At 66.0% G+C, this 11,957-nt stretch carries 11 protein-coding genes, 1 tRNA gene and 1 pseudogene; 7 read left to right on the top strand and 6 right to left on the bottom strand.

From position 1 onward, the window contains the following. From EOD07_RS38430 to EOD07_RS07575, 3 genes and pseudogenes are all read left to right on the top strand, one after another. A pseudogene (locus tag EOD07_RS38430) lies at positions 1-349 on the top strand (hypothetical protein); the annotation flags it as partial. Next, positions 291-1,766, top strand: a complete 1,476-nt coding sequence (locus tag EOD07_RS07580; RefSeq protein ID WP_127234719.1) for a DUF6504 family protein — start codon at positions 291-293, stop codon at positions 1,764-1,766. The pseudogene EOD07_RS38430 and the gene EOD07_RS07580, both read left to right, overlap by 59 nt. After that, positions 1,763-5,095 carry an error-prone DNA polymerase gene (locus EOD07_RS07575; protein ID WP_127234717.1) on the top strand — a complete coding sequence of 1,111 codons (3,333 nt, stop codon included), beginning with the start codon at positions 1,763-1,765 and terminating at the stop codon, positions 5,093-5,095. Before EOD07_RS07580 ends, EOD07_RS07575 begins: the two co-directional genes overlap by 4 nt. A 149-nt stretch (positions 5,096-5,244) precedes the next feature. Here EOD07_RS07575 and EOD07_RS07570 read toward each other — a convergent pair whose 3' ends face one another. From EOD07_RS07570 to EOD07_RS07555, 4 genes are all read right to left on the bottom strand, one after another. Next, positions 5,245-5,490, bottom strand: a complete 246-nt coding sequence (locus EOD07_RS07570) for a Trm112 family protein (protein ID WP_127234715.1) — start codon at positions 5,488-5,490, stop codon at positions 5,245-5,247. Between the two features lie 14 nt (positions 5,491-5,504). Then, a complete protein-coding gene (locus tag EOD07_RS07565) occupies positions 5,505-6,176 on the bottom strand; it encodes an LON peptidase substrate-binding domain-containing protein (RefSeq protein WP_127234713.1) in 672 nt (223 codons plus the stop codon). A 303-nt stretch (positions 6,177-6,479) separates the two neighbouring features. After that, positions 6,480-7,472 (bottom strand): thioredoxin, encoded by a 993-nt coding sequence (gene trxA / locus EOD07_RS07560; RefSeq protein WP_127234721.1) that lies wholly within the window; start codon positions 7,470-7,472, stop codon positions 6,480-6,482. A gap of 103 nt (positions 7,473-7,575) precedes the next feature. After that, positions 7,576-8,070: a prolyl-tRNA synthetase associated domain-containing protein gene (locus EOD07_RS07555; RefSeq protein WP_041010111.1), complete on the bottom strand. Its 495-nt coding sequence runs from the start codon at positions 8,068-8,070 to the stop codon at positions 7,576-7,578. A gap of 289 nt (positions 8,071-8,359) precedes the next feature. On the opposite strand from EOD07_RS07555, the gene EOD07_RS07550 reads away from it, so the two are divergent. The 3 genes from EOD07_RS07550 to EOD07_RS07540 all read left to right on the top strand — a co-directional run bounded on the left by EOD07_RS07550 (position 8,360) and on the right by EOD07_RS07540 (position 10,175). After that, positions 8,360-8,434, top strand: a tRNA-Gly gene (locus EOD07_RS07550). Between the two features lie 848 nt (positions 8,435-9,282). Further along, a complete protein-coding gene (locus tag EOD07_RS07545; protein WP_127234711.1) occupies positions 9,283-9,480 on the top strand; it encodes a hypothetical protein in 198 nt (65 codons plus the stop codon). A 311-nt stretch (positions 9,481-9,791) separates the two neighbouring features. Further along, positions 9,792-10,175, top strand: a complete 384-nt coding sequence (locus EOD07_RS07540) for a hypothetical protein (RefSeq protein ID WP_127234709.1) — start codon at positions 9,792-9,794, stop codon at positions 10,173-10,175. A gap of 97 nt (positions 10,176-10,272) precedes the next feature. Here the strand turns inward: EOD07_RS07540 and EOD07_RS07535 are convergent, their stop codons facing one another. After that, a complete protein-coding gene (locus tag EOD07_RS07535) occupies positions 10,273-10,569 on the bottom strand; it encodes an adenylate cyclase (RefSeq protein WP_245469944.1) in 297 nt (98 codons plus the stop codon). 161 nt (positions 10,570-10,730) lie between these two features. Next, a complete protein-coding gene (locus tag EOD07_RS07530; RefSeq protein ID WP_127234705.1) occupies positions 10,731-11,171 on the bottom strand; it encodes an Lrp/AsnC family transcriptional regulator in 441 nt (146 codons plus the stop codon). A gap of 132 nt (positions 11,172-11,303) precedes the next feature. Between EOD07_RS07530 and EOD07_RS07525 the strand changes: the two genes are divergently transcribed. After that, positions 11,304-11,957: arginase family protein (locus tag EOD07_RS07525; RefSeq protein WP_127234703.1), on the top strand; the 654-nt coding region annotated here is incomplete at its 3' end.

Genomic DNA, 11,957 nt, shown 5'->3' with positions numbered 1-11,957 from the left:
CGCCGCCCCTGTGCGCCTCATCGTTTCGGCAGCACCGGCGGCCAGCCGCGAGACGGTCGCCGGGCCGCTCGCCGGCTCGATCGGCCGCCCCGCCTTCAAAGTCGATATCGGCAAGAGCCGCACGGCCCTGCCCGGACAATTCACACTGGAGTGGAACCCAAATGAGCACGCTTTTGCAGAAAGAACAGAGAATTCTGTCGCTGTGGTTCCCGCATCTCAGCGCGGAGCGGATCCTGCGCCAGCGTCTGGGGCGGTCCTGGCGTTCCCGGCCCTCGCATCATCTGCCTCTGGTGATCAGCCATCGCGACAACAACACCCAGCGCATCGCAGCCCTCGACGAGCGGGCTGAAGCGCTGAAGCTGAAGCGCGGCATGGGCATTGCCGATGCCCGCGCCATGCACCCGTCGATCGATGTGGTGGAGGCCGACCCGGGAGCCGACCGCCGCCTGCTCGAAGGCCTTGCCGACTGGTGCGACCGCTACACGCCGCTGGTGGCGATCGACGCCGAGGACGGGCTGTTCCTCGACGTCACCGGCTGCACGCATCTGTTCGGCGGCGAGCGCGCCATGCAGGACGAGATCCTCACCCGCTTCTTCCAGCAGGGTTTCGATGTCCGCGCCGGCCTCGCCTCCACGCCGGGCGCCGCCTGGGCGGCGGCGCGCTTCCATGGCGACCGCATCGTGGCCGGCGGCGAGGAGGAGGCGTTGCTTTCGCCGCTGCCGCTGTCAGCGCTGCGCATCGCGCCGGAGATCCGTACCGGCCTGGAAAGTGTGGGCCTGCGCACCGCCGGCGCGGTGATGGCGGCGCCGCGCGCGCCGCTCGCCCGCCGCTTCGGCGCCTCTCTTCTTCTGCGCCTCGACCAGGCGCTCGGCCGCCTCGACGAGGCCGTGTCGCCGCGCCTTCCCGTCGCGCCGCTCTCGGTCGAGCGCCACCTTGCCGAACCGGTCATGCTCACCGACGACATCGAGCGGCTGGTGAGCCGGCTGGCGATCGCCCTGAAGAGCGACCTCGAACGCCGCGGCGAAGGCGCGCGGACGCTGGCGCTGCTTCTCTTCCGCGTCGACGGCGCCGTCAGCCGCATCGCCGTCGGCACCTCGCGTCCGATGCGCGAGCCGCGGTTGATCCAAAGACTGTTCCACGAGCGGCTGACCGCATTGGAGCAGAGCATCGACGCCGGCTTCGGCTTCGACCTCGTGCGGCTGTCCGTGCTGTCGGTCGCAGCCTTCGACTTGACCCAGGGCGACCTGACCGGCGAGGCCGACGATGATGACGCCGACGTCGCGCTGTTCGCCGACCGCGTTCGCGCCCGCCTCGGCGAAGCCGCCGTTCTGAAACCCGTGGTCGTCGAAAGCCATCTGCCGGAGCGGGCCGTCAAGACCGTGCCTTTCGCCGAAGCGCCGCAAAGGCGCGCCCCGGCGGCCGGCCGGGCGGCGCCCCCGATGACCGTCTATCCGCCGGAACGGCCGGTGCGCCTGTTCCGCTCGCCCGAGCCGATCGAGGTGCCGGCGACCGAAATCCCGGAGGGGCCGCCGATGAATTTCCGCTGGCGGCGCGCGCTCTACCGCGTCGCCCGCGCCGAGGGGCCGGAGCGCATCGCCGCCGAATGGTGGCGGCAATTGCCCGGCGAGGAGGAGGCGCCGACCCGCGATTATTACCGCATCGAGGACAGCGAGGGGCGCCGCTACTGGCTCTACCGCCAGGGTCTCTACGGCAACGTGGCGCAGGCCGCGCCGCCGCGCTGGTTCATGCATGGGGTGTTCGCATGAACGCGCTGACCGTCATCCCCTATGCCGAGTTCGGCATAAGCTCGAATTTCTCCTTCCTGCGCGGCGCCTCCAAGCCGGAGGAGCTGGTGGTCACGGCGAAATTCTACGGCTTTGCCTCGATCGGCCTTGCCGACCGCAACACCGTCGCCGGCGTCGTGCGCGCCTGGCAGCAGGCCAAGGTGGAGAAGATGGCCTATCATCCCGGCTGCCGCCTGGTGTTCGGCGACGGCACGCCGGACATCCTCGCCTATCCCCGCGACCGCCAGGGCTGGGGGCATCTCTGCCGCATGCTGACCCAGGCCAATCTGCGCGACGAGACCGAGAAGGGCGCAACGCTGCTTGAATTGGGCGATCTGCTCGAATGGGGCGATCGGATGTCGCTGGCGATCCTGCCCGATCTGTCCGGCGGCGCGGAAGGCAACCTGGAATTTATTAGCCGGCTCAAGGATCGCTTCGGCGCGGCGCTTCGTCTTGCCGTGGCGCCGGATTATGGCGGCAACGACCGCTTCCGCATCGAGCAGGCGGCGGCGATGGCCGAGCGCGCCCGCGTCCCGCTGATGGCGACCAACGACGTGCTCTACCATGCCGCCGATCGCCGCCCGCTGCAGGACGTGCTGACCGCGATCCGCCTCAACACGCCGGTTTGCGAGGTCGGGCTGGAGCTGACCGCCAATGCCGAGCGCCACCTGAAGCCGCCGCTGGAGATGGCGCGGCTTTTCCGCCGCCACCCGCAAGCGCTGGCCGAGACGCTGCGCTTCGCCGACGAATTGACCTTCTCGCTCAGCGACCTCGAATACAACTACCCGGACGAGCCGACCGAATCCGGCCTCGGGCCGCAGGCCGAGCTCGAGCGCCTGGCCCGGGAGGGGGCGGTCAGGCGCTATCCGGCCGGCGTTCCCGAACATGTGCTCAAACGCATCGACAGCGAGTTGGCCTTGATCGAGCGCCTGAACTATGCGCGCTATTTCCTGACCGTCCACGACATCGTCAAATTCGCCCGCAGCCAGGACATTCTTTGCCAGGGCCGCGGCTCGGCCGCCAACTCGATCATCTGCTTCTGCATCGGCATCACCGAGGTCGGCCCCGAACGCATCGACACCTTGTTCGAACGCTTCATCTCGGAGGAGCGCAACGAGCCGCCCGACATCGACGTCGATTTCGAGCACGAAAGGCGCGACGAGGTCATCGCCTACATCTACGAGAAATACAGCGCCAAGCGCACCGCCTTGGCCGCCGCCGTCATCAGCTATCGCGGCCGCTCCGCCTTGCGCGAGGTCGCCAAGGCCATGGGCCTGTCGGAGGATGTGCGCAGCGCGCTGTCCAGCACCATCTGGGGCTGGTCGACCTCCGAGCTCGGCGAAAGGGAGGCCAATGCCGGCGGCCTCGACCGCACCGATCCGCTGTCGCGCCAGGTGCTGGAGCGCGCCAACGAGATCATGGGCTTCCCCCGCCACCTCTCGCAGCATGTCGGCGGCTTCGTCATCACCCGCGACCGGCTCGACGAGGTCGTGCCCATCGTCAAGACGGCGATGGAGGAGCGCAAGATGGTCGAATGGGACAAGGACGACCTCGACGCGGTGAAGATCCTCAAGGTCGACGTGCTGGCGCTCGGCATGCTGACCTGCCTGAAGCGCGCCTTGTCCCTGCTCACGCATCATTATCCGAAGGCACGGGACGATTACGGCCGACCCTATAGCTTGGATTCTATCCCTCCGGAGAACCAACGCGTCTACGATATGATCTGCCGTGCGGATACGTTGGGCGTCTTCCAGATCGAATCCCGCGCGCAGATGTCGATGCTGCCGCGGCTTAGGCCCCGCGAATTCTATGATCTCGTCATCGAGGTGGCGATCGTGCGTCCCGGCCCGATCCAGGGCGACATGGTGCATCCCTATCTGCGCCGCCGGCAGAAAAAAGAGGCGGTCCATTACCCCAGCCCGGATCTGAAAAAGATCCTCGGCAAGACGCTGGGCGTGCCGCTTTTCCAGGAACAGGCGATGAAGATCGCCATCGTCGCCGGCGGCTTCCGGCCGGGCGAGGCCGACGAGCTGCGCCGCGCCATGGCCACCTTCAAGCGCACCGGCACGATCGGCAATTACCGCCAGCGCATGATCGACGGCATGGTCGGCAACGGCTACGAGAAGGACTTCGCCGAACGCTGCTTCAAGCAGATCGAGGGGTTCGGCGAATATGGCTTTCCGGAAAGCCATGCCGCCTCCTTCGCGCTGCTCGTCTATGCGTCCTGCTGGTTCAAGACCTTCTTTCCCGATGTGTTCTGTGCCGCGATCCTCAACGCACAGCCGATGGGCTTTTACCAGCCGGCGCAGCTCGTGCGCGATGCGCGCGACCATGGCGTCGAGGTGCGCGCGGTCGACATCAACCATTCCGTCTGGGACTGCACGCTGGAGCAATCCACCTTCGATCCGTCCCGCATCCTCGAGCGCCACGCCTCGATGCGCGGCGTCATCGAGACGGCGCATGCGGTGCGGCTCGGTTTCCGCCAGATCAAGGGCCTCTCCGAAGAGCGTATGGGTATAGTCGTAGCTCAGCGCGGCGCCGGCTACCGGTCGGTGAGGGATGTCTGGCTGCGCTCCGGCCTCGATGTCGGCGAGATCGAAAGATTGGCTGAGGCCGACGCCTTCCGCTCGATCGGCCTCGACCGCCGCTCGGCGCTCTGGGAGGTGCGGGCGCTCGACGGCAAGAGCGCTGCCGAGAGATTGCCGCTGTTCGACCAGCCCTCGCTCGGCCTGCGCGAGCTGGAGCCGGAAACGAAATTGCCGAAGATGCCGCTCGGCGAGCATGTCGTCCACGACTACCGTTCGCTCGGCCTGTCGCTGAAGGCGCATCCCGTCGCCTTCCTGCGCGAAAGGCTGGATCGCGCCGGCGTCACTCCCAATGCCCGCCTGCCCTCGGTGCGCGACGGCCGCCGCGTCTCCGTCGCCGGGCTCGTGCTGGTGCGCCAGCGTCCCGGCAAGGGCAATGCCATCTTCCTCACGCTGGAGGACGAAGAATCAATCGCCAACGTCATCATCTGGCCGCGCGTCTTCGACCGTTTCCGCTCGGTGGTGATGGGCGCGCGCTTCATCCGCGTCACCGGCAAGCTGCAGCATGAATCGGACGTCATCCACATCGTCGCCGACAGGATCGAGGACTTGACCTCCTGGCTGAGCGTGCTGCTGGAGTCCGCCAATCGCCCGGTCATCGAGCACAATCCCGCCGAACGGCCGGTTGGATCCGCCGCAAGCCGTGGCCTGCCGGTCCATCAGGACGTCGCGACCCTATCGAGCGCCGCGCGACAGGTCATGCCCAAGGGGCGGAATTTTCAGTAGCAGTGATTCTCCAGCACATAGGAATCGCAGCAGGGACGAAAAACGCGTCGTCATCCACGGGCGAAGCAAGGAGCGAAGCGTCGCGCAGACCCTGGAATGACGAAATAGGAGACGTCGCGTCGCGTGATCTCCGTCTGCGTAGGCGCGCTCTACGAAGGCCCGCCGAGCCGCGGCGGCGGTGGGGCCAGCATGTCCTCGGCCGAGATCGTGCGCGCCTCCGAAGGCAGCATGATGGGGATGCCGTCGCGCACCGGATAGGCGAGCTTCGCGACGCGCGAGACCAGCTCGCTGCGCTCGGGATCCCAGGTCAGCGGCCCCTTGCTCAGCGGGCAGGCGAGCAATTCAAGAAGCTTCGGGTCGACCTCGGCTTTTCGTCCGTCACGTCCGTCCGCCATGAGATCACCCCAACCTACTGTAGACTGGACCCAAACTCGTCATCCTCGCGCGCCAGCGTCATTTCGGTGATGGCGATCAGCGTCTCGGCGCGCGTCTTAAGGTCCGGCGCTTCCAACAGCGCCTGCTTCTCGGCCGGTCCATAGGGCGCCATCATCGACAGCGCGTTGACCAGCATGCCGTTTTCGGCGCGGCTGACGCTTTCCCAATCGGCCTCGAGATCGTTGGCCTGCAGATAGGCGCGAAACGCCTTGAGCAGCGCCGGCCGGTCGACCTCGGCGGCGGCAGGGTCTTCCTCGAGGTCGGCGAGAAACGGCATGATCTTGCACTGCCGGAACGGCGTCTTTGCCGCAAGCTCCTGCACGATGCGGAACCGGCACACGCCCTGCAGCGAGATCAGGTAGCGGCCGTCGCCCGTTTCGGCGAGCGAGATGATGCGCCCGGCACAACCGACGCTGCACAGCTCCGGCTCGCCGTCGTCGCGCAAGGCGCCATCGAGGCTCGGCTGGATCATGCCGATCAGCCGCGAGCCGGCCATCGCCTGGTCGATCATCTGCAGGTAGCGCGGCTCGAAGATGTTGAGCGGCATGCGCCCGCCGGGCAGAAGCAGCGCCCCGGCGAGCGGGAACACCGGGATCGCCGGCGGCAGATCCCTGGCCAGCCGGTAGAGTGCGTTACCGACGCGCACGGCAACCCTCCCAAAGCAACGCCGGCAAGCGCATCACCCTGAACATCTCCTCTCGCACCAGCAAACCCGTCTCGATCGGCACAGCCCTTATCTGGCGCTGGCGCTCCGCCGCTCAAGCCTGCCTGCCGCAACAGTCGGCAAAAAACTTGAAGCGCAATTCCAGGAACACAGCGGTTTCCACCCGGCATTGCGGAAAACAAACCTAGAGCAGTTCCGGGAAAAGTGTGAAACGGTTTTCCGTTCGGAACTGCGTCGGAACAACACTTCCAGCGGTCGGCGATTCCCTGAAACGCCGAACCCCCTCTACGAGAACAGCAGCGACGAAAGCTTGCGGCGTGCCGCGAGCGTCGCCTCGTCGGTCATTCCCCAGGCCTCGAACAGCTTCAACAGCTGCGCCCTGGCGCCGTCGTCGTTCCAGGTCCGGTCGGCCTTGACGATCGCCAGCAGATTGTCGGCGGCGGCATTGCGCTCGCCGCGCGCGTTCTGGATCATCGCCAGGTCGAAGCGCGCCTGATGGTCAGCCGGGTTGGCGGCAAGCCGGCGCTCGAACTCGGCCGGATTGCCGAGCGACGCCGCTTCCGCCGCCAGCGTCATCTTGGCGCGCAGCGCGGCGAGCGCCGGCGCGTCCTTCTTGTCCTCGGGCGCCCGGGCGAGCACGGTTTCGGCGCCTTCCGCGTCGCCGGCATCGAACAGGATCTCGCCCAAGCCGGCGATCGCCTCCAGCGTCTCGGGCGCCTGCTCGAGGATCGCTTCATAGATGTCGGCCGCGGTCTGCACGTCGCCGGCTGTGCGCGCCTCGGCAGCTGCCGCAAGCGCGTCCGCGATCTGCGGCGCGCCGCCGCCCTTGCCGCCGACCTTCTGGATGAACTGATTGATCTGGCTTTCGGGAATGGCGCCCATGAAGCCGTCGACCGGCTGGCCGTCCTTGAAGGCGATGACCGCGGGGATCGACTGGATGCCGAGCTGGCCGGCGATCGAGGGATGGTCGTCGATGTTCATCTTGACCAGCTTGACCTTGCCGCCGGCCGCCTGCACCGCCTTTTCGAGCCGCGGCGTCAGCTGCTTGCAGGGCCCGCACCACGGCGCCCAGAAGTCGACCAGCACCGGCTGGCGGCGCGATTCCTGGATGACGTCCGCAGCGAAAGTCGCGGTGGTCGTGTCCTTGATCAGGTCGGCCGCCGCCGGCGCGTCGCCCAGCGAAACCTTGGGGCGGTCGCCGCCGCCATATTGCACCGTCTGGGCGTACTGGCCGCCATTGCCGCCAAACGCGCCGCTATACGGATTGTTGTCGCTCATCGTGTCGCCCTTTCGGTCGCGCTCTCTGGCGTCGGCGCCCGGCGCGTCATTGTCGGATTTCGGAACCGCCTTCCATGTGGCGATCAAGCCCTGACTTTCAAGATTATGAGACTTTCAAGATAACAGGATCGTGGCCGGTTGCCTTGACGAATCTGATCAGGTCGGCGGCGGCGATCGAGGTCGTCGCCTCATTGGTCAGCGGGTGGCCGTTGATGATGTCATGGCCCATCAACGCCTCGTCGAGAACAACCTTCACCTTGCCTTCCGTGTCGTTGATCAGCCCGAAGACGGTGACCGCGCCGGGGATGACGCCGAGCAGCTCCATCAGCATCTCCGGCTTGCCGAACGACACCCGGCTGGCGGCGCCGATCAGATGATGGATCTGCTTCAGGTCGACCACGGCGTCCTCGCCGACGGTGACGAGGAAATAATTGTCCTTCTTGTCCTTGAGGAACAGGTTCTTGGTGTGGCCGCCGGGAATCTCGCCGCGTAAGGACTGCGAATCGGCGACCGTGAACAGCGGCGGGTGCCTGACCGTCGAGACGGAAATGCCGAGATCGGCGAGAAATTCGTTGAGCTCGGCTTCGGTCTTCGGCATCGGTCCTCGCGCGGTCAAAAGAGCGGTCATGCCGTTTACGGCCAACGGTGCCATCGGGGCAAGGCCGCCCAAGCAATTCCGGGAAAGAGCAATTCCAAGGAAAGGCCGGCGGCGGCTTTCGGCGGCTTTGCCGGCGGATTTCCGATCGGCCCCGTTCCGCGCAGCTTCGATGCTTTTGAAGCGGACGTCGCCGCGGGAAGAACTAGCTCTAAAAAGACCGTCATTTCCCTGTTGCAATCGCCGCGCTCTTCGGCCATATAGGCGCGGCTTGCGGCCCGAGGCCGCGCGAGCGGGTGTAGCTCAGGGGTAGAGCACAACCTTGCCAAGGTTGGGGTCGGGCGTTCGAATCGCCTCACCCGCTCCAGTTTCCTCACCGAGGATCAAGCAAACGAAAAGCCGCGGATCTCCGCGGCTTTTTCGCGTTTAGGGCCAGGGGAAGCCCAACCCGGCAGAGCGCCGGAGTTGCCCCTGGACTTTCGGCGAGGACCGTCGAGGCCTTCCTCCACGGGTCTCCGCGAGAAAATCAAGCACATGATCCACACGATATTTTCCTTCAGACAGGTACGTTCGCCATCCGAAGAATAACCGCCGCCCATCGGACTTGGGTCGCATGCCAAAGGGACTGTAGAGCCTCTTTTGCCGTGCCCCCGACAACTATATGTTGTGTGGAAGCGCTGGAATTAAATCCGGCCGGGCAGTCTCGCGGGGCGCGTTCCCGCAGTCGTTACGCTGGGGCATAGCTAGGGTAGTTCCGGGAGAGTGTGAGCGGTCGGGTTCGGCGGCTACGCCGTGACCTTCCGTCCGGAATTGCGTCGATACGAAGAGCTGGGGCAAAACGGCCATGAGGTTCACAGCCTTACAGGATCCGTGCGGCCAATGGATGGTTTATGATCTGCGGTCCGGTTGCCCGGCGCAGATACCGGACATGGTGCTGCTTGGCCTGACGCGCGAGCAAGCGGAAGAGCTCGCCTGCCACGCGAACGAACTCGTCTCGGCGGCGCGGCCGGCCGTGCTTTCTCGATATTTCAGCCTTTTATCGATATTTTACTGGCCCGAGCCGGAACAATCGGACTTTATTCCGACTTCTATGCGAACCGCGGAGGCACCCAGCGGCTCCCGGGCAAACACATGGTCAAAACCAAGACTTGGGGTGGTTCGGCGGTCCCCGTGAAACGGTGAAGCACTCTGGCTGCGCCGAGACAAGGAGCGCCAATGAGGTTCGTGGCGATGCAGGATCCGTGTGACGACTGGCTTGTCTATGATCTGGCTTTCGATCTCCCGGCGGAGATGGGCGGCCGGCCGCTGATCGGGCTGACGCGCGGCGAAGCCGAGCAGCTGGCCGACCGGGCCGATGCCGTAATTGGCGGGCAGGCTGTCGATTCCCCGATCCCCTTCGCCGGCGTCGCCTGAAGGCGTCAGGCCTGCGGGACCGCCTCGCTAAAGCATGTCCCCCCGAAAGTGGGAACCGGTTTCGGGGCAAAGACATGCGAATATGAAAGATCGCGAAGCGCTTTAGCGGCGCATCCGCGATTTGAGCGCTTGATCACATCGGATAACGTTTGCGTTCCACCTCCATTTGAACGTCCGGGGTGGCCTCTATATGTCGTTTCAGGGCCGAGAACCGCCGGCGGTGAGTGGCCTGCACCGCGACACGACGCGACCGGACGGCCCGTTTCGGAAAAGCGGGTTTACCGCTTCCTCCATCACGAGGAGATGTCATCATGCGTTCTTTCACCCCGAAAATCATCGCGGCCGCCTCGATCTTTGCGGCCATACCGCTTTCGAGCGCCTATGCCGTGCACCGCCACCATAGGGCACAGGTCGACACCATGACCACGGCGTCGGTGCCGGCGGACCCGGACACGAGAGCCGCGACGCAGCAGCTGCTTGGCGTGAAGCAAGGTATCCGCGACGCCAGGCAGGCCGGCAAGATCTCCGAGGACAAGGCCCGCGACCTGATGCGGCAGGCGGATGCCATCCGGCCCACCGGAGGCCGTTCGGCGATCGGAGAGATCAACAATCTGGATCAGCGGCTTCAGAATGCCACCGGCCAAGGAACCTATATGGGCGACGGCTCGGACGGCGGCTACTATCCGAACGGCTGACGAACCTGCGTTCCCGGTAAGGCGGCCGCCGGTGTGATCGAGCCTTCCCTGGCCTCACACCGGTGCTGCCACATGCCCGCAAGGCTGATGCGGTCGCCTAATGATTATGGGACTGCTGGAACCCTGCCACGTCATATTGCGACACGCTCTTCGGGTTCTTCGAATTCTGCGGCTGCTCGCCTGCGTAATGCGTTCCGGCATTGCCGTCCGGGTTGAAGGCCGAACCCGGAGCGGAGGCGGCGTGGCCCGGCGTGGCATCGCCCGTCTCGGGGGTGCCGATGGTTTGGTTCGGCTGGCCCGTCGTTCCGGTCACGGTGTGGACATTGGCGGCCAAGGCCATGCCGGTTGAGGCTATGAACAAGCTGGCCGCTATCGGCGTGAGGAGATGTCTCATCATGGTCTCCCAAAAGCATTGGATTTCAGGAGGGCGCTCGGGTCTTTGGAGCACCCGGCGGACATTCATGCGCCGTTAACGCTCTCGGAGCGTCGATCGTCCCGGGTCTCACGGAACCGTGATGGGCAGGCGGCGCCGGCCAGCCTCGACCGATCGTGCAACTACGCCAGCCGCGCCCTTGTCGTCCGCGGCGTCGCCAGCAGCAGGCTGGTCTCGCTGCCCGTTATGCCGGGAATCAGCCGGATGCGGCGCAGCACCGCGTCGAAGTCCGTCAGCGTGGCGGTGCCGAGCTCCACCACAAGGTCCCAGCGGCCGTTGGTGGTGTGGATGGTCGAGACCTCGGCGAGGCCGCCCAGCGCCTTGACGACGCGGTCGGCGGCGTGGCCCTCGATCTCGATCATCATCACCCCGCGTATCCTCTGATCGACCGCGTCGGCGCGCAGCACCACCGTGTAGCCGATGATCTCGCCGGATTTTTTCAGCCGCTCCATGCGCGCCCGCACCGTGGCGCGCGAGACGCCGAGATCGACGGCGAGGTCGGAGACGCTGCGCCGCGCATCGTGCCTGAGCAGCGTCACCAGTCTTTCGTCGAGCGCGTCCATGATTGCTCACTCCGATCAAATTGCTTGTCCAGAATGATAAAACAATCTTCTCGAAATGCCAATTTCGCCTGTTCAAACCGCCAGCGCTTGATGATCCAATCAAGCCAATCAATCGTAAGGGCTGAAGAAATCATGCGCTGCAGGATCGTCGGCGCGCCGGTGCAGGACGGCGCGGGCAGGATGGGATGCGAAATGGGGCCGAGCGCGCTGCGCACGGCGGGGCTGGTCTCGGTGCTGGCCGGGCTCGGCCATGAGGTCGAGGACTGGGGCGCGGTCGAGAAGGCCGCGGCGCGCCCGGTGGTGCACGGCAACCTCGCGCTGAAGGCGCTGCCGGAGATTTCCGCCTGGACCGCCGCGATCGCCGAAACCGCCTACGCCGCTTCCCGGGACGCCATGCCGATCTTCCTCGGCGGCGACCATTCGATCTCCGCCGGCACGGTATCGGGCGTGGCGCGCCGCGCCGCCAAGCGCGGCCGGCCGCTCTTCGTGCTGTGGCTCGACGCGCATCCCGATTTCCACACGCTCGACACCACCACCAGCGGCAACCTGCACGGCGTGCCGCTCGCTTATGCCAGCGGCCAGGCCGGCTTCAAAGGCTATTTCCCCGATCTGCCGCAGGCGGTCGACCCGGCCCACATCTGCGCCATGGGCCTGCGCAGTGTCGACCCGGCCGAGCGCCAAGCGCTCGCTGAAGCCGGCGTCACCGTGCACGACATGCGCGCCATCGACGAGCACGGCATCGCGCCCTTGCTGCGCGCTTTCCTCGCCCGCGTCGAGCAGGAGAAC

Source organism: Mesorhizobium sp. M2C.T.Ca.TU.002.02.1.1 (assembly GCF_003997225.1).
Note: the sequence above shows the minus strand (reverse complement) of the source record. Positions and strands in the feature narration are given on the sequence as shown.